At 62.5% G+C, this 18,608-nt stretch carries 16 protein-coding genes; all 16 read left to right on the forward strand.

Annotated elements, in window-relative coordinates; all coding sequences use genetic code 11:
• The first annotated feature begins 37 nt into the window (after positions 1-37).
• Positions 38-2,668 carry a valine--tRNA ligase gene (locus EYQ35_10155; protein HIF64496.1) on the forward strand — a complete coding sequence of 877 codons (2,631 nt, stop codon included), beginning with the start codon at positions 38-40 and terminating at the stop codon, positions 2,666-2,668.
• The gene (gene nadC, locus EYQ35_10160) at positions 2,665-3,564 is read left to right on the forward strand and encodes a carboxylating nicotinate-nucleotide diphosphorylase (protein ID HIF64497.1); all 900 of its coding nucleotides are present in this window, start codon (positions 2,665-2,667) and stop codon (positions 3,562-3,564) included. The genes EYQ35_10155 and nadC overlap by 4 nt, the downstream gene beginning before the upstream one ends.
• Positions 3,561-4,556 (forward strand): biotin--[acetyl-CoA-carboxylase] ligase, encoded by a 996-nt coding sequence (locus EYQ35_10165; protein ID HIF64498.1) that lies wholly within the window; start codon positions 3,561-3,563, stop codon positions 4,554-4,556. Before nadC ends, EYQ35_10165 begins: the two co-directional genes overlap by 4 nt.
• A 1-nt stretch (position 4,557) precedes the next feature.
• Entirely contained in the window at positions 4,558-5,364 is an 807-nt protein-coding gene (locus EYQ35_10170) for a type III pantothenate kinase (GenBank protein HIF64499.1), read from the forward strand.
• A 59-nt stretch (positions 5,365-5,423) separates the two neighbouring features.
• Positions 5,424-7,508 carry an elongation factor G gene (locus EYQ35_10175; GenBank protein HIF64500.1) on the forward strand — a complete coding sequence of 695 codons (2,085 nt, stop codon included), beginning with the start codon at positions 5,424-5,426 and terminating at the stop codon, positions 7,506-7,508.
• Positions 7,509-7,631: 123 nt separating this feature from the next.
• Positions 7,632-8,891: an isocitrate dehydrogenase (NADP(+)) gene (gene icd / locus EYQ35_10180; protein ID HIF64501.1), complete on the forward strand. Its 1,260-nt coding sequence runs from the start codon at positions 7,632-7,634 to the stop codon at positions 8,889-8,891.
• 40 nt (positions 8,892-8,931) lie between these two features.
• The gene (gene mdh, locus EYQ35_10185) at positions 8,932-9,873 is read left to right on the forward strand and encodes a malate dehydrogenase (protein ID HIF64502.1); all 942 of its coding nucleotides are present in this window, start codon (positions 8,932-8,934) and stop codon (positions 9,871-9,873) included.
• 18 nt (positions 9,874-9,891) lie between these two features.
• A complete protein-coding gene (locus EYQ35_10190; protein HIF64503.1) occupies positions 9,892-10,521 on the forward strand; it encodes a succinate dehydrogenase in 630 nt (209 codons plus the stop codon).
• A gap of 12 nt (positions 10,522-10,533) precedes the next feature.
• On the forward strand, positions 10,534-12,270 hold the full coding sequence (sdhA, locus tag EYQ35_10195; protein ID HIF64504.1) for a succinate dehydrogenase flavoprotein subunit: 1,737 nt from the start codon (positions 10,534-10,536) through the stop codon (positions 12,268-12,270).
• 4 nt (positions 12,271-12,274) lie between these two features.
• Positions 12,275-13,063: a succinate dehydrogenase iron-sulfur subunit gene (gene sdhB / locus EYQ35_10200; protein HIF64505.1), complete on the forward strand. Its 789-nt coding sequence runs from the start codon at positions 12,275-12,277 to the stop codon at positions 13,061-13,063.
• A gap of 35 nt (positions 13,064-13,098) precedes the next feature.
• Positions 13,099-14,352, forward strand: coding sequence for an ADP-forming succinate--CoA ligase subunit beta (gene sucC / locus EYQ35_10205; GenBank protein ID HIF64506.1), 1,254 nt, complete (start codon positions 13,099-13,101; stop codon positions 14,350-14,352).
• Positions 14,353-14,365: 13 nt separating this feature from the next.
• The gene (sucD, locus tag EYQ35_10210) at positions 14,366-15,241 is read left to right on the forward strand and encodes a succinate--CoA ligase subunit alpha (GenBank protein HIF64507.1); all 876 of its coding nucleotides are present in this window, start codon (positions 14,366-14,368) and stop codon (positions 15,239-15,241) included.
• A gap of 28 nt (positions 15,242-15,269) precedes the next feature.
• Positions 15,270-15,698, forward strand: coding sequence for a nucleoside-diphosphate kinase (locus EYQ35_10215; GenBank protein HIF64508.1), 429 nt, complete (start codon positions 15,270-15,272; stop codon positions 15,696-15,698).
• Positions 15,625-16,722 (forward strand): 23S rRNA (adenine(2503)-C(2))-methyltransferase RlmN, encoded by a 1,098-nt coding sequence (gene rlmN, locus EYQ35_10220; GenBank protein HIF64509.1) that lies wholly within the window; start codon positions 15,625-15,627, stop codon positions 16,720-16,722. The genes EYQ35_10215 and rlmN overlap by 74 nt, the downstream gene beginning before the upstream one ends.
• A 40-nt stretch (positions 16,723-16,762) precedes the next feature.
• Positions 16,763-17,698: a hypothetical protein gene (locus EYQ35_10225; GenBank protein ID HIF64510.1), complete on the forward strand. Its 936-nt coding sequence runs from the start codon at positions 16,763-16,765 to the stop codon at positions 17,696-17,698.
• 43 nt (positions 17,699-17,741) lie between these two features.
• Positions 17,742-18,602: an S-methyl-5'-thioadenosine phosphorylase gene (gene mtnP / locus EYQ35_10230; protein HIF64511.1), complete on the forward strand. Its 861-nt coding sequence runs from the start codon at positions 17,742-17,744 to the stop codon at positions 18,600-18,602.
• Positions 18,603-18,608 lie beyond the last annotated feature (6 nt).

The raw sequence follows: 18,608 nt of genomic DNA on the forward strand, positions 1-18,608 counted from the left end.
TTGACCGTTGCCCCGGCCTGCTGTATTTCCGGGTTCCGTGGCCGGTTACGATCCAACAAGTTTTGAAGAAAAGTGGTACGAACGCTGGGCGGGCGAAGGCGCGTTCGAGCCGTCGGCCGACGGCGAACCCTATTCGATAGTCATACCGCCTCCCAACATCACGGGGTCGCTGCACATGGGGCACGCCCTGAACAACACCCTGCAGGACATACTCGTGCGCTACCAGCGCATGAAGGGGCGTTCGGTGCTGTGGGTGCCGGGTACCGATCACGCCGGCATTGCCACCCAGAACGTGGTCGAGCGGCAGTTGCTCGAAGAGAAAATCGACCGCAATGAATTGGGCCGCGAGGGTTTCGAGGAACGGACCTGGAAGTGGAAAGCCGAGTCGGGGGGAACCATCACGCGGCAGCTGCGGCGGCTGGGCGTGTCCTGCGACTGGAGCCGCGAGCGCTTTACCCTCGACGAGGGCCTTTCGCAGGCGGTTCGCGAAGTCTTCGTGACCCTGTACGAGCGCGGGCTCATCAAGCGCGATCGCTACCTGACCAACTGGTGTCCGCGTTGTGGCACGGCGCTTTCCGACATCGAAGTAGAGCACGAAGAACGCGATGGGCACCTGTGGCATATTCGTTATCCGCTTGAGAAGGGCGACGGCGCGCTCGAGGTGGCCACCACCAGGCCCGAGACCATGCTCGGCGACACGGCGGTGGCGGTGCACCCCGACGACGAGCGTTACTCCAAGCTTATCGGCAGCGGTGTGGTGTTGCCGATTACCGGCCGCGTTATACCGGTCATTGCCGACACCTATGTTGACCGGGAGTTCGGCACAGGCGCGCTCAAGGTCACGCCAGCGCATCACCACGATGACTACGAGATGGGACGGCGCCACGATCTCGAGATGATAACGGTGATGAACAACGAGGGCTGCATGTCCGAAGAGGCCGGCGATTTTGCCGGTATGGATATTGCCAGCTGCCGCGAGGCCGTGGTGGAGAGGCTCAAGGACGAGGGCGTGCTGGTCAAGATTGACGAACACCGCCTCTCGGTGGGAACCTGCTACCGCTGCCACGAGACGGTTGAGCCCCTGCTGTCGGAGCAGTGGTTCATGGAAGTCCGCGACCTGGCCGACCGGACCCTGCAGGCACTTGACCGTGGAGAAACCCGCTTCGTGCCCGCCCACTGGGAGAAAACTTACCGCTCCTGGATGGAAAACATTCGCCCCTGGTGCGTTTCGAGGCAGCTGTGGTGGGGGCATCGTATCCCCGCCTGGTATTGCGACGGCTGCGGCGAGATCACGGTTGCACGTGAAGATCCCACGCATTGCCCGGCCTGCAAGGGTGAGCTGCGCCGGGACGAGGACGTGCTCGACACCTGGTTCTCCTCGGCCCTGTGGCCGTTCAGCACCCTGGGCTGGCCTGAGTCGAGCGAAGACCTTGCTCGTTTTTACCCGACCAGCACCCTGGTTACCGGCTTCGACATCATATTTTTCTGGGTCGCGCGCATGATGATGATGGGCCTGGCCTTCATGGACGAGGTGCCGTTCGCCGACGTGTACATCCACGCGTTGGTGAGGGATGAGCAGGGACGCAAGATGTCGAAGTCGGTGGGCAACGTGATCGACCCACTCGCGATCATCGACGAGTACGGTGCCGACGCGCTTCGTTTTACCCTGACCGCGCTCGCGGCCATGGGGAGAGATGTACGCCTGGCCGACGACCGCATAACCGGCTACCGGAACTTCATCAACAAGGTATGGAACGCGGCCCGCTTCGTTGAGATCAACCGCGGCGAAGGCGAAGCGACTTCCTGCCTGCCCGAATCGCCACGGTTGGTGGCCAATCGCTGGATACGCTCGCGGCTGGCGGCGGCGGTGCGCGAGGTGGAGGAAGCGCTTGACAGCTACAGGTTCAACGACGTTGCGTCGGCCTTGTACCGCTTTACCTGGCACGAGTTCTGCGACTGGTACATCGAGATATCCAAGGTGCTGCTGGCGGGTGACGAGGCCGACCGGGCGGAGACCTCGGCAACCTTGAACGGTGTTTTTGAGCAGGTGCTACGCCTGCTGCACCCGGTGGTTCCCTTTGTCACCGAGGAGCTGTGGCAGGGGCTGCCCGCCGACGGCCGTGGGAGCGCGGATTTCGTGATGCAGGCGGCGTGGCCCGAACCGCAGCCGTCCTGGGATGATCCCGAGGCCGACCACGAGATCGGTACCATCATAGAGGTCCTGAGGGCGGTGCGTAATATCCGGGCTGAAATGAACATCTCCCCCGCGGTCGAACTCGGGCTGTACCTGCAGCCGGGCGAGGTCGCGGAGCTCGTAGAGAGCAACTCGGCCTTGGTGCAAAGGCTGGGCCGGGTGGCTTCGATTACCGTGGCAGCCGACCCGCCCCCCGGCGTTGCCACCGCGGTGGCGGCTGGCTGTGAGCTTTCGGTGCCGGTGCTTGACCACGTGGACATCGGAGCCGAAGTGGACAGGCTCACCCGCGAGATTTCACGCGTGGAGAAAGACCTGCAGGTTACCGAACGCAAGCTGGCCAACGAATCGTTCATGGCCAAGGCCCCTCCCGAAGTAATCGACAAGACCCGGGCACGGGCGGATTCCGATCGGCTCGAACGCGACACGCTGCAACGCGGGCTCGAGCGCATGCGCGGCCTGGGGGATTCACCCTGAACTTTGAGCCTCCGCTGGGTGACCCCGTGGTGCTGGCGCTGCTGCGCCTGGCCTTCGAAGAAGACCTCGGCAGCGGAGACATCAGCAGCGAGGCCACGGTGCCCGTTGCTTGCGCCGCGACGGCGCTGGTGGTTGCACGGCAGCCGCTGGTGGCCGCCGGGGTATCGCTGCTCGATAGTGTTTTCTCGGTCATGGCCGAGCGCGGGCGCGCAGAAGAAGAAGCCTCAACCTTGTCGCTGCTTGAACAGGTCGCCGACGGTGCGCGGCTACAGCCGGGCGACCTGCTGTGCCGCATTGATGGTTCGGCGCGGGCGCTGCTCGCCGTCGAACGCACGCTGCTCAACCTTCTCGGTCACCTCTGCGGCGTGGCCAGCGCGACCAGCGCCGTGCTAGCCCGTGTGGAGGCGGTGTCGTCGTCCTGCCGGGTGCTCGACACCCGAAAGACCACTACCGGGCAGAGGGCGCTGGAGAAGTACGCAGTGCGTTGCGGCGGTGGGCACAACCACCGCATGGGGCTGTACGACGCGGTGTTGATCAAGGACAATCACGTAGTCGCAGCGGGCGGCGTAGGAGCAGCCGTCAGGGCGGCCACCAAGCGGGCGCCGGCCGGGGTGGTCATAGAAGTTGAGTGCGATGACCTCGGGCAGGTCGAGGAAGCTCTGCTGGCGGGCGCGAGTCACCTTCTGCTGGATAATTTTTCGCCCGCCCAGGTGAAGCTGGCGGTAAAACTCGTAGCCGGGAGGGCGCGGCTGGAGGCTTCGGGTGGTCTCGGGCTGGACGACGTGGCCGACTACGCTGCCGCCGGGGCCGACGACCTGTCAGTGGGCGCGCTCACTCACTCGGTCAAGCAGGCTGACCTGTCAATGGAACTGGAAATCAAGACGGGCGACGAATGAAAGGCGACGATCTCGTGCTGGCCGCGCTCCGTGAAGCCGAGGGCTTTCTTTCAGGTCAACAACTCGGTGGCGATCTAGGCATGAGCAGGGCCGCCGTATGGAAACACGTGGCGGCGCTCAGGAAAGCCGGCTGCCGTATCGAGAGTCGCCCCGGGCTGGGCTACCGGCTGCTGCAATCACCCGAACGCTTGCAGGCCGTCGACGTTACTTCGCGCTTGACGTGCCGCGTGTTCGGGCGCGAGCTGCTGTGCCTGTCTTGCACGGGTTCGACCAACGACGAACTTCGTCGCCTGGCTCGCGAGGGGAGGGCCGAGGGCCTGGCCGTTGTTGCCGATGAGCAGACAGCCGGGCGTGGGCGCCTGGGCAGGCAGTGGGTGTCGACGGCCGGGGTCAACCTCTACCTGTCGTTGCTGTTGCGGCCGGGCGTTGCCCCGGCCGAGGCTCCGCAGCTGGCCCTGCTGGCCGCAGTGGCGGTGGCCCTGGGCCTCGAAAACCTCGGCCTCGAGCCCGAAATCAAGTGGCCTAACGACGTACTGCTCAAGGGGGCAAAAGTCTGTGGTATTCTCACCGAGATGGAGGCAGAGGCCGACCGCGTGGATTTTGTCGTGGTGGGGGTGGGCGTCAACCTCAACAGCCGGGCTTCTGATTTTCCACCCGAGCTGCAGGACAAGGCTACCTCGGTGCTCATGCACAGCGGTGCGAAGGTTGACCGGGCGGCCTTTCTCGCCGACCTGCTGTCGCGCTTTGAGCTGCTCTACGAGCAGTACACTGCAGGTGGTTTCGCTGCCATCCGCGGCCAGTGGGAGATGCGCTGCGTCATGATCGGCCGCAAAATAAACGTCAATGCAGGGGGCCGTATCATTGGCGGAATCTGCGAGGGTATTGACACGGATGGTGCACTTCTGGTCAAAGGTAGGAAGGACGAGCCTGTGCAGCGTGTGCTGGCAGGGGATGTCACGGTGCTGGATGGCTATATGAAGGCAGGGAATTGAGATGACTCCGGGTACGAGCGGCGACCAACTATTGATGGCCATCGACGTGGGCAACACCCACACGGTCATTGGTTTGTACCGCGGCGCAGCGCTGGAAAAACACTGGAGGATCGTCACCGAGGCCGAACGTACTGCCGACGAATACGGCATGCTCTTCTGGAACCTGTTCCAGGCATCGGGCATGGAGTCTCCAGGAATCGCCGAGGTAATTCTCTCGAGCGTGGTTCCCCCGATGACCGGCGTCGTCGTGTCCCTGTGTCGCGATTACTTTCACGCCGACCCATTGGTGGTCGGGCCCGGCGTAAAAACCGGGATGCCCATACTCTACGACAACCCCAGGGAAGTGGGCGCCGACCGTATCGCCAACGCCGTGGCCGGTTATGAGCGCAGCGGCGGAGCGACCATAGTCGTCGACTTCGGAACCGCCACGACCCTCGACTACGTGACCGCCGACGGCGAGTACGTGGGCGGCGTCATCACCCCCGGCATCGGTATAAGCCTCGACGCACTTTACCAGCGCACGGCCAAACTGCCCCGGGTTGAGCTCGTCAAACCGCGCCGTGTTGTCGGGCGCAGCACGGTCAACGCCATACAATCAGGCGTCGTCTACGGCTATGTCGAAATGGTGGACGGACTCGTCCGTCACGTCATAAGGGACGAAGAACTCGGAGACGTCTACGTCGTCGCGACGGGAGGGCTGGCTTCGCTCATCGCCGCCGAGTCGTCGACCATTCGCGAGGTAGACGAGTTTCTCACTCTCGACGGACTCAGAATCATCAACGAAAGAACCCGGGGTGACATGGGTTAAAACGCGGGCAAAGGGGCCGGCCCGGCAGTTGTGTCATTGCAGGGCCCCGGGAGGATCACGTGGCATCTTCATCTTCAGACGTACGTACCGTTGCTATCATGGGGCAGGGGGGCACGGGGAAGACCTCGGTGGCCGACGCCCTTGTTTTTGCCGCCGGTGGCAACAACCGCCTGGGCCGGGTCGACGAAGAGAACTCCCTCTTCGATACCGAGCCCGAAGAAATCAAGCACCGTTGTTCGATTTCGGCTTCGATGTTCAACGTTGACTGGAAGAACCACGCGGTCACCATCGTCGACACCCCGGGGCAGGGTAATTTTGTGCATGAACTCAAGCCGGCGTTGCGCGGCGTTTCGGCGGCGGTAATGGTGCTCGACGCCAGCTCGGGAGCCAGTGCCGAAGCGGGACGGGTTGGTTCCTGGGCCAGCGCGGAAGGCATTCCCGTACTGGCCTTCATCAACCGCCTCGACAAGGGCGGGAGCGATTATGAAGCGCAGGCTGCGATCATCAACAACGTATTGTGTGGCAAGGCGGTGATGGTGCAGCTGCCCATGCTGGGCGATGACGGCATAACCGGCGTGGTTGATCTCCTGCGGGCGCGGGCGCTGGCCTACGACGGTGACACCGGAAATTTCAGCGAGACTGGTGTGGGCGCCGACGAACTGGGCGCCGATATGGCAGAGAAGGTTCAACTGGCCCGGAATACGCTGGTAGAAGACGCGGCCGAGTGTGATGATGAACTGCTGGAAAAATACCTGGAGAACGGTCAGCTGAGCGACGACGACCTGCTGGCGGGACTGCGGGCCGGGGTCGCGTCGGCAGCGTTGGTGCCGATGCTGTGCGGGTCGGTAGCCCGCAACCTGGGTTTTGCGCCCCTGCTTGATGCTATAGCCGACCTGCTCCCACCGCCCTGCGACGCCCAGCCGGTGGACGGCATCGACGACAAGGGCGAGGCCTGCAGTATCAGCCCCGACCCGGACGCACCCTTTGTTGCACAGGTGTTCAAGACCCTCATTGACCCCCACGCGGGTAAGCTGTCGGTGATGCGAATTCTGTCGGGCACCGCGACCTCCGACCTGCACGTGGTTAACACCTCGAAGGACAGCAAGGAGAGGCTTGGCCACCTGCTGCATGTAAATGGACGCAAGACCGAGCAGGTCGAAACCGCGGGGCCGGGTGAAATCATAGCGGTGGCCAAGCTCAAGGATACGCATACGGGCAACACCCTTGCCGACTCGACGCATCGCGTGAAAGTGCGCACGCTGGAACCGGAGCACCCCGCGATATCCTTCGCCATCACGCCCGAGAAGACCGGCGAAGAGGACAAGGCCGTGCAGGGCCTGCTGCGGGTTGCCGAAGAAGACGTATACCTGCAGGTGGAGAGGGACGAAGACACCGGCGAGATTCTTCTCTCTGGTGCCGGCCAGCTTCACGTGGAGGTGGCCTGCGAAAAGCTTGCCCGCAAGTACGGCACCTCGGTCGTTCTGCATGCACCCAAGGTTCCCTACCGCGAGACGGTGCGTAAAAAGGTAAAGGCACACGGAAGATTAAAAAAACAGACCGGTGGTCATGGCCAGTTTGCCGACTGCAGGATCGAGATAGAGCCGCAGCTATCGGGGGCCGGGTTTACTTTCGTCAACAAGGTAGTCGGCGGCGCCATTCCGCGGGGCTTTATCCCCGCTGTTGAGAAAGGTGTCAAGGAGGCCATGAAGAAGGGCACCTTGGCTGGCTTTCCCGTGGTTGATGTCAAAGTGACCCTCTACGACGGCCAGTACCACGACGTGGATTCCTCGGAAATGGCTTTCAAGATGGCTGGCAGCATGGCCTTCAAGGAGGGCGTGGAGCAGGCCAAGCCGATACTTCTGGAGCCCTTCGTGTCTCTCGTGATCAGGGTGCCCGATGAGTGCATGGGCGACGTACTCGGCGATCTGAACTCGCGCAGGGCCAAGGTTGAGGGAATGGACCAGGAGGGCAGCACCGAGGAGATCAGGGCCAAGGTGCCGCTGGCCGAAGTGCTGCGCTACCAACCCGACCTCACCAGTATGACCAGCGGGCGCGGTTCTTTTGAAATGAGCCCTTCTCACTACGAGCAGCTGCCCGACCATCTGACCAAGTCGGTGGTGACAGCTACTGGATCGGGGACGTGATCAGCATAAGGACGGCTTAAGAGACTCGGTAACAAAATTAAGTCAGGCTTCTGTCTTTTTGACTCGTGAGCAGGGCTTGGATAGGTTCGGGCGGCTGTGCGGGGCTTCGCGCGGCGCAAAACATTGCCGGACTACGAGCACATACGCGTTCCAGACCAGGGCGAGCCACTGTCGGTGGCGGCCGACGGCTCGTTGCAGGTGCCCGACAAGCCGATCATTCCCTTTATCGAGGGTGACGGCACGGGACCTGATATCTGGAAGGCCGCTGTGGGGGTATTCGACGCAGCCGTAGAGCAAACTTACGGTGGCGAACGTCGCCTTCAGTGGATGGAAGTCTTTGCCGGCGAGAAAGCCAACGGTGTTTACGGACCCGACACCTGGCTGCCCGAGGAAACCAACCAGGCCATTCGCGATTTCCGCGTGGCAATAAAGGGGCCGCTCACAACCCCGGTCGGCGGCGGAATACGCTCGATCAACGTGGCGCTCAGGCAGATACACGATCTGTACTCCTGCGTGCGCCCGGTCAGGTGGTTCCAGGGGGTGCCGGCGCCCGTAAAGGAACCCGGCCTGCTCGACATAGTGCTGTTCAGGGAAAACACCGAGGACGTGTACTCCGGGCTGGAGTTCAGCGAGGGATCCGACGATGCCGGGAAAATAATCAGCCTGGTCGAAGAGCTCACGGGCCGTAAATTGAGGCCCGACTCGGGCGTCGGCATCAAGCCGGTTTCGCGTACGGCCACGCGGCGCCTGGTACGCGCGGCGCTACGCTACGCCCTCGAGAAGAACAGGAAATCCGTGACCCTGGTGCACAAGGGGAACATCCAGAAATTCACCGAGGGAGCGTTTCGCGACTGGGGCTACGAGCTGGCCGTCGAAGAGTTTCGCGACCATGTGATCACCGAACAGGAGATGTGGGACAACCACGACGGCAAATGCCCCGAGGGCAAGCTGCTGGTCCAGGACCGCATAGCCGACGCGATGTTCCAACAGCTCTTGCTCAGGCCCGACGAGTACGACGTCATAGCGACGACCAATTTGAACGGGGATTACCTGTCTGACGCGGCAGCCGCGCAGGTGGGCGGGCTGGGCCTCGCCCCTGGCGCGAACATAGGCGACGGCGTTGCCGTGTTCGAAGCGACCCACGGCACCGCCCCCAAGTACGCCGGCCAGGACAAGGTAAACCCCGGCTCAGTGATCCTGTCGGGCGTGCTGATGCTCGAGTACCTCGGCTGGGACGAGGCGGCGCGCAACATCACTGTGGCGATAGAAAAAACAATAGGCGACGGCGACGTAACCTACGACCTGCACCGGCAGATGAAGGGAGCAACCCTGAAGAGTTGTTCCGGATTTGCCGCTGCCATCATCGACAACCTCGCCAATTGAGACAGTCAATCCCGGTGGGTCGGAAATAGAGGAGAGCAACGTGGCACGTAAAAAAATTGCCCTAATAGGGGCTGGCAACATAGGGGCGACCGCGGCCCACCTGGCACTCATCAGGGGGCTGGGCGACGTGGTCCTGTTCGACGTTGTCGAAGGCATGCCGCAGGGCAAGGCGCTCGACCTCATGGAGGCCGGGCCCATAGAGCCTTTTGACGCGGCGGTGAGCGGCACCAACGACTACGGCGACATAGCGGGTGCCGATGTCTGCATCGTGACCGCCGGCCTGGCCCGGAAGCCGGGCATGAGCCGCGACGATCTGCTTACCACCAACGCGGGCATCATGACGCAGGTGAGCGAGGGCATACGCGAGAACGCCCCCGACGCACTGGTAATCATCGTTTCCAACCCGCTCGACGCCATGGTTACCCTGGCCCACCGGGTCACTGGTTTTTCCAAGGGCAAGGTCGTCGGCATGGCCGGGGTTCTGGACTCGGCGCGCTACAGGAGTTTTATAGCCGAGGAACTCCAGGTGTCGGTAGAAAGCGTGTCGGCTGTGGTCCTGGGCGGCCACGGCGACGACATGGTCCCGGTCAGGTCGAGCTGCACGGCGGGCGGTGCTCCGGTGACCGATTTTATTGCCGAGGCGAGGCTTTCCGAGATCGAGCAGCGGGTAAGGGGCGCGGGTGGCGAAGTCGTCGCGTTGCTCAAGACGGGGTCGGCCTACTACTCGCCGGCCACCGCGGCCATACGTATGGCCGAGGCCTATCTCTCCGACAAGAAAGAGATCCTTCCCTGCGCTGCCTACCTGGAGGGCGAGTACGGGTACTCGGGCTTCTACCTCGGGGTGCCGGCGCAGATCGGCGCCGGAGGTGTCGAAAAGATTATCGAGTACAAGTTGACCGCCGACGAGATTTCGCAGCTGGAGGTGTCGGCCGGGCACGTCCGCGAGCTGGTCGAAGCGCTCGACAAGATCCTGGATTCCTGAGGAAGGGGAGGTCGGGCAATGGCCATGACAGCTGACCGAAAGCATTTTCTCCTGCGGCGCCTGCACTCATTGTCGGGGCTCGCGCCGATAGGTGGATTCCTGCTGTTCCATTTCTACGAGAACGGCAAGGTGCTGCAAGGCCCCGAGGTCTGGACTGAAAGCGCGGAGGCGATCGCAGCGATCCCGCTACCCCTGTTGTTGTCTGTAGAGGTCCTGGTGCTCTACATCCCGATTCTTTTTCATGCTCTTTACGGCCTGTACATCGTCAGGACGGGTAAGCCGAATTTTTCGTCTTATCCCTACATGCATAACTACTTCTATACCCTGCAGCGCTTGAGTGGGGTGCTCGCTTTTCTGTTCATCGGCTTTCACGTTGGCTCTACCCGCCTGCGCTATTACTTCACCGGCGCACACGCGGATTTTGAGTATATGCAACAGACCATGGCCAACCCTTTGTTGCTCGGGGTCTACTTGCTCGGCGTGGTGGCATCAGTGTTTCATTTTACCAACGGTGTGTGGGGCTTTTCTGTCACCTGGGGGATTACCGTGGGCCCGCGGGCCCAGCGCGTACTGCACGCTGCGTGCATGGCTGTTTTTGCCGGGATGTCGCTGCTGGGCGTAAACATTCTCCTGGCCTTCAAGGGATGAGGAGAGACGACGGTGGCTGAACAGAGACTTATCGTCGTCGGCGGCGGGCTCGCGGGTTTGATGGCTACCATCAAGATCGCAGAAGCCGGTGTCGGCGTGGACCTTTTCTCGGTAGTGCCGGTCAAGCGCAGCCACTCGGTCTGTGCCCAGGGCGGCATCAACGCGGCGGTCAACCTCAAGGGTGAAGGCGACTCGCCGGCTATTCACTTTGACGACACCGTTTATGGCGGCGATTTTCTCGCCAACCAGACCCCGGTGCGCAACATGTGCGACAAGGCGCCCGAGATCATTTACCTGCTCGACCGCATGGGCGTGCCGTTCAGTCGCACGCCGGAGGGCAACCTCGATTTCAGGCGCTTCGGTGGCACCAAGCATCACCGCACCGCGTTTGCCGGAGCGACCACCGGTCAGCAACTGCTATACGCGCTCGACGAGCAGGTTCGCCGTTACGAGGCTGAAGGCCTGGTGCGCAAGTTTGAGAACTGGGAGTTCCTTTCGGCCGTAGTCAACGAGGCTGGCACCTGTACGGGCATAACAGCCCTGGACCTGCTCAGTATGCAGATCGAAGTGTTCGAAGCGCCGTCCGTGCTGTTGGCTACCGGTGGCCCGGGCATTGTCTACGGTCGTTCGACAAACTCCATGGTAAACACTGGTACGGCGGCTGCCGCCGTTTACCGACAAGGCGCGAGTTACGCCAACGGCGAGTTCATACAGGTACACCCGACCGCGATTCCCGGACAGGACAAGCTGCGGCTTATCTCCGAGTCGGTGCGCGGGGAGGGCGGCCGGGTGTGGACCGTTCGCGACGGCAAGCCCTGGTACTTCCTCGAAGAATGGTACCCGGCTTACGGCAACCTCGTGCCGCGTGACATAGCCAGCCGGGCGATCCACAAGGTGGTCTTCGAGCACGGTATAAAGATTGACGACCAGAACTGCGTGTACCTCGATGTTACGCACCTCGACCCCGATATGCTCACTCGAAAACTGGGTGGTGTGCTCGAGATCTACGAAAAGTTCATGGGCATCGACCCGCGTTATACACCCATGAAGGTGTTTCCCGCTATGCACTATTCGATGGGTGGCCTGTGGGTCGACGCGGAGCAGAAAACCGATATCCCTGGTCTCTTTGCCGCCGGCGAGTGCGAGTACCAGTACCACGGTGCGAACAGGCTGGGCGCCAACTCGCTGCTCTCGTGCATCTACGGGGGCATGCTCGTCGGTCCCAACATGCTCGCCCGCTCGGCCGATACCGAGGGGGAGGGAGGCAGCGCGGCTGCCGACGAGAAAGCCCGCATGGAAAACCATTTTGCCAAACTGAGGTCCATGGACGGCACCGAGAACGCCTACGCGTTGTGGAACGAGCTGGGTGATTGGATGACCCGGAACGTGACAGTGGAGCGCCACAACGATCGCCTCAAGGAAACCGACGACAAGCTGCAGGAACTCATGGAACGATGGCAGAACATCGGCATGAACGATCACGGCCAGCGCGCTAACCAGGAGTTGAGCTTTACCAACCAGCTGTGGAACATGCTCGAACTTGCCCGGGTCATCACGCTGGGCGCGCTTGCCCGCGATGAGAGTCGGGGCGCGCATTTTAAGCCGGACTTTCCGGAACGCGACGACGAGAACTTTCTCAAGACCACCAAGGCGACGTGGACCGCCGACGGACCGCAATTGGATTACGAGGACGTGGAGACCGAGCACATCGTGCCGCGACCCCGCGTTTACAACGTGGATATCCGCTGAGGGGATGGGCATGGCTGACGAACAGAACCACGAACTTAACAAGGCCGAACCTAAGAAGATCGAGATCCGGGTGCGTCGACAGGACGGCCCCGGCGGCGACGCTTCCTGGGAGGAGTTTTCGCTTCCGTGGAAGGCCCAGCACAACGTTATATCGTTGTTGATGGCCATACAGGCCGAACCCGTCAACGCGGCTGGACAGGCCACGCGGCCGGTGGTCTGGGACTGCAACTGCCTCGAAGAGGTCTGCGGTGCCTGCACAATGATCGTTAACGGGCGCGTGCGGCAGGCCTGCACGGCGTTGGCAGATGATCTCGAGCAACCGATACAGCTCGAACCCATGTCCAAGTTTCCGGTTCTGCGTGACCTCTCGGTAGACCGTTCGAGGATGTTCGAAAAACTCAAGGACGTTCACGCCTGGGTACAACTCGACGGTAGCCACGACCTCGGCCCGGGCCCGCGCCAGTCTGCGGCCACCCAGGAGCAGACCTACGCCTTCTCGCGCTGCATGACCTGCGGCTGCTGCCTGGAGGCCTGCCCCCAGTACAACGACGATTCGGAGTTCATGGGTGCCAACGCGCTCGGGCAGGTATTCCTGTTTAACTTGAACCCCATCGGCGCCGTCCAGTCGGAGGAAAGGCTGGATACCATCATGGGCCGCGGCGGTTTGTCTGATTGCGGCAACGCGCAGAACTGTGTCGAAGCCTGTCCCAAGGATATACCGCTGACTAAAGCTATAGCCTCGCTGGGACGCGACGTGACCGTGAAGTCACTGCGCGATCTGCTCGGGCGCTAGGCCGGTAAGAAAGCAGCGGAGAGGAAGCAGAAAGGATGAACGTACACGAATACCAGGGCAAGGAACTGCTCGCACGCTACGGCGTGGCCGTGCCCACGGGCAAGGTCGCCGGCAGCGCACAAGAGGCTCGCGAAGCGGCGGCTGCACTGGGAAGCGAAGTGCTGGTCGTAAAGGCGCAGATCCACGCCGGTGGACGCGGTGCTGGAGCGGTCGTGGACAACGCCGAAGAAGCTGGCCGGTTGTTTGCCGATCACCTGGAGAAGGAAGGGCTCCCGGCCCACGATCTCTCCGGCGGAGTGCGCCTGGTCCGCTCCGCAGATGAGGCCGCTGACGCGGCCGAGGGTATGCTTGGTAAGCTGCTCGTCACGAGGCAGACGGGGGCAGCGGGTCGCCGGGTGAGCCGGGTCCTGGTCGAGGAAGGCTGCGATATCGCGCGCGAACTCTATATGAGCCTGTTGCTCGATCGCGCGACCGGTAGACCCGTGATGATGGCCAGCACAGAGGGCGGTATGGAGATCGAAAAGGTCGCCGAGGAGACCCCCGGGCGAATACTGCGGCAGGAGATCGACCCCGCCGTTGGCCTGCTCGACGGGCAGGCTCGCAAGGTTGCTTTCTGGCTGGGTATACCGGCCGAGGGCGTTGCCGAGGCGGTGGTGTTCATGCAGTCGCTGTACGCTGCCTGGCTCGAAATGGACGCGACCATGATCGAAATAAACCCGCTGGTACAAACCGGCGCGGGCAAGTTGCTGGCGCTGGACGCCAAGGTGTCTTTTGATGACAACGCGCTTTTTCGCCACCCGGATATCGCGGCCCTGCGCGATGATGCCGAGGAAGACCCGAAGGAAACCTGGGCCGGTAAGTACGACCTGAGCTACATCGCGCTGGACGGAAACATTGGCTGCATGGTCAACGGCGCGGGCCTGGCCATGGCGACCATGGACATAATCCAGGCCGCCGGTGGTCGTCCGGCAAACTTTTGCGACGTCGGTGGCGGGGCCACCGCGGAGAGGGTAGCCGAGGCGTTCAAGATCATACTGTCAGACGAGAACGTGGAGGCGGTGTTTATAAATATCTTCGGCGGCATCATGAAGTGCGATGTGCTGGCCCAGGGCGTGGTGGACGCTGCCCGCGATGTCGAGATTACCGTTCCCCTGGTCGTGCGCCTCGAGGGCACCAATGTTGTCCAGGGCAAGGCCATCATCGGGGAATCGGGACTCAATATAATCGGGGCCGATGACATGGCCGATGGTGCCGCGAAAGCGGTACAGGCAGCCCAGCAGCGAGCGTGACGGAGAATCGAGGATGAGCATACTACTGGACTCAAACAGCAGGGTTGTTACCCAGGGGCTGGGTGCTACCGGCAGGTTTCACCTCAACGGCTGCCGGGAATACGGCACCTCCATGGTCGCCGGGGTCCGCCCCGGCAAGGGCGGTCAAACAGCCGAGGACACCCCGGTTTTTGATACCGTGGCCGAGGCCGTCGACAAGGAAGGAGCCAACGTATCGGTCATTTACGTGCCGCCGCCGGGAGCCGCCGACGCCATAATGGAAGCCGCAGACGCGGGCATACCACTGGTGGTATGCATCACCGAGGGCATACCGGTGGCCGACATGATACGAGTGCAGCGCTTCCTCGATGGCCGCGATACGCGCCTGATCGGCCCCAACTGTCCCGGCATCATAACTCCCGGACAGGCCAAGGTCGGTATCATGCCCGGCTACATCCACGAGCCCGGGCGCGTGGGCGTGATCTCGCGCAGCGGAACCCTGACCTACGAAGCGGTGCACCAGCTTACCCAGCTTGGCGTGGGCCAGTCGACCTGCATCGGCATTGGCGGCGACCCGATCATCGGCACCGGCTTCATAGACGCGCTCGACCTGTTCAACCGCGACCCGGACACCGACGCCGTGATGATGATCGGCGAGATCGGCGGCAACGCCGAAGAACTGGCAGCAGCCTGGGTGCAGGAGAACATGACCAAGCCGGTAGCGGCGTTTATCGCCGGTAAGACGGCACCACCCGGCAAACGCATGGGGCACGCCGGGGCTATTATCTCGGGAGGACAGGGTACTGCGGCCGACAAGGAAGCAGCGCTCGAAGCCGCCGGCATGCCGGTTGCGCCGAGTCCGGCCGAACTCGGCGTCACCCTGGTGGCGGCAATGCAACGGGCAGCCTGAAGGGCTGCGAGGAGACAGGCGTAATAAAATGAAGGAACGAACTCTTTCGATAGTAAAGCCCGACGCGGTCGCGGCGAACTCCATAGGCGGTATGCTCGGCATATTCGAAAACGGTGGCCTGCAGGTCATCGCCAGTCGAATGATCCACATGGATCGCGACAAAGCCGAGGGCTTCTACGCGGTGCACAAGGAGCGTCCGTTTTTTGGCTCGCTGGTGGACTTCATGACCGAGGGGCCCGTTCTGGTCTCGGTACTTGAGGGTGACAACGCCATAGCGAAACATCGCGAACTATTGGGCGCCACCAATCCCGAAGAGGCCGAAGAGGGGACCGTGCGAAAGCTCTACGGCACTAACATCGAGCGAAACGCCGGGCACGGTTCAGATGCCCCGGAAACAGCAGCTTTTGAAATCGGATATTTCTTCAGTAACGACGAGCTCCACTCGCGCGGCAGCTGAGCGGCGTCGCGGCCTGCGGTCGCTGACGTTGCCCGAGCTGGTCGACTGGACTGACAGGCGGGGTTTCGACTCCTACCGGGCGTCGCAGCTCGCGGGTTGGTTTTACAACCGGCCCCTCACTGCCGTCGACGACATGCACAACCTGCCGTCGGACTTGCGGCAGGCCCTCGCCGAGGACTTCGACGTGACGCTGCCCGAGCGTGCCGACTGCCATGAGTCCAGCGACGGCACCCGCAAATTGCTCGTTGGCCTGGCCGACGGAGCGCGGGTGGAGAGCGTACTTATACCTCGTGGCGAGCGCCTGACCCTGTGCTTGTCGACGCAGGTTGGCTGCGGCATGGGTTGCACCTTCTGTGCTACCGCCCGCATGGGTTTGATGCGCAACCTCGAGCCCGACGAGATCATCGGCCAGGTGCTGCTGGCACGCGAGCTGGCCGGTTCGCAGCCGGTGACCAACTACGTTTTTATGGGTATGGGCGAACCCCTGGCCAACTACGAGCGCCTGGTGGCCGCGATAGGGCTTATGACGGCACGCTGGGGGCTGGGCGTGTCACCGCGGCGGATAACCGTGTCGACCGTGGGACTGGTGCCGGCGCTGAAACGGTTGGTGACCGACACCAACGTAAACGTGGCGGTATCGCTGAACGCGACCCGCGACGAGCTGCGCGATGACATCATGCCGGTCAACCGTCGTTACCCGATTGCCGAGTTGCTGGAGGCCTGCAGGCAACTCGACCTGCCCAGGCGCAAGCGCGTGACTTTTGAGTACGTTATGCTGGCCGGCGTGAATGACTCGGACGAGGACGCCGACCGCCTCGTGTCGCTGTTCGCGCCGATGGCGGTAAAGCTTAACCTCATACCGTTCAATCCCTTCGAAGGATCCTTGTTCGAACCGCCGTCTCCCGAAAGGGTGGATGCTTTTCAGCGACGCATGTTGGACCGCGGACTGCATACAACGGTGAGGATCAGTCGCGGGCGCGATATCGCGGCTGCTTGCGGGCAGTTGGCCGCAGCGGGGAGCTGAACGCGGCTGGCGGAATTTTTCGACCGTAGAAGAGCAAACGATGAAGAGGCTGGGAGTACTGGTAAACGCGAACGCTGGGCGTGGTCGCGACGTGCAGAGCAGCATCGATGGATTGCGGCGAGTGCTTGGCGATCGCGGTCGCGTGGTGGCCACGCACAGTCCTGGCGAACTCGACGCGGCCCTCGACGGGTTTAAGGCTGAGGGACTCGACCTGCTGGCCGTGCTTGGGGGAGACGGTACTTATTCTCACCTGCTCGGCCGCCTGCTCAGTGACAGCGGACGTTGGCCCGTGCCCACGCTGCTGCCCCTGGGAGGTGGCACCATCAACAACCTCTGCCGCTCCCTTGGGGTAAGCCGCAGGGCTCCGCGCACACTACTCAAGCGGGCGTTGAAGACCCTGGGCGAGTCGGGACTCGGCCGCGTGGAAGAACTTGTCAGCATGCGTATCAACGGCGACACCCATGGTTTTACCGTGGGCGCGGGGATGGCTGCCCGTTTTCTCGACCTCTACTACCAGGCGCGCAGCCCCGGTCCGGCCAGTGCCTTGCTGCTGCTCGCCCGGCTGTTTTTTTCCAATCTCGCTTCGGGTCCACTCATCGGCGAGGTCAACCGTGGGTTCGAGGCCTCGATAGAAGCGGATGGGTTGGACCTGGGACGGCATGATTACAACCTGCTGCTGGCCTCCACGATAAGCCACGTGGGAATGGGAGTGCGGCCTTTCTGGCGGGTAAAGGGTGGGAAAAATGCCGTCCACCTGTTGGCCGGCAACGAGACACCCGGCGCGCTGCTGCTGCGCCTGCATCGTTTTCTGCTCGGAATGCCGTCAGGCATGGAGTTGATGTACGACGCTGCGTTTGACAGGCTGCGCGTGGAATTTTCGACGCCGCAGCCCTTGATGATCAACGGCGAACTGCTCCCTCCGGCCAGTGAGCTGCTGGTCGAAACAGGACCGACGGTCGCCTGCATGGTCGTCTGACAAAAATGGCGATAACAAGGCGCAGCAGCAGAACGGTTTAATAATGCTTGGTATTATTGGAGGGACGGGGCTCTACGACATGGAGGCGCTCGAGGATCGCGAAAGCGTTTCCGTCGATACGCCTTTCGGCGCGCCCTCAGACGATGTACTCACCGGAGTTCTGGCCGGTAGCAGGTTGGCATTCCTTCCCCGCCACGGACGTGGGCACAGGCTGCTGCCCTCGGAGCTTAACTCGCGGGCCAATATATGGGCGCTCAAGAAACTCGGCGTTGATTCGTTGGTTTCTGTCTCGGCGGTGGGCAGCCTGCGGGAAGACATTGCTCCGGGTGACCTGGTGCTGCCCGACCAGTTCATCGATCGTACCTGGGGCAGGGAGTCTACATTTTTCGGCGACGGACTGGTGGCCCACGTGGCCTTCGGAGACCCGGTGTGCGGGCAACTGTCGGCGAGGGTTTTCGCTGCGGCCGAGGCCGGCGGCGCCAGGGCACACCGCGGTGGCACTTACGTCTGCATACAGGGTCCCGCGTTTTCCACGCGGGCTGAGTCCCGACTGTTCAGGTCCTGGGGGGGCGACGTGGTAGGCATGACCAACCTGCCCGAGGCCCGCCTGGCACGGGAGGCAGAGCTCTGCTTCGCGACTCTTGCCTTGGCTACCGACTACGACTGTTGGCGCGAGGAAGAAGCGGCCGTCGACGCCGGCTCCATAATGGAGGTGCTCGCTGCCAACGTCACCTTGGCCCGCGACGTGGTCACCCGGGTTGCCGCTTCTTACGATCCCCGGCCTGCCTGTGATTGCCAACGCGTACTCGACACCGCACTGGTCAGTGACCGTTTGATGGTGCCCGCAGAAACGAATGAGAAACTCGCGTTGTTATTGGAGCGCGTGGACAGGGAGGCTTCATAGTGAGCA

It is taken from the genome of Candidatus Binatota bacterium (assembly GCA_012960245.1).
Classification (GTDB): domain Bacteria; phylum Desulfobacterota; class Binatia; order UBA1149; family UBA1149; genus UBA1149.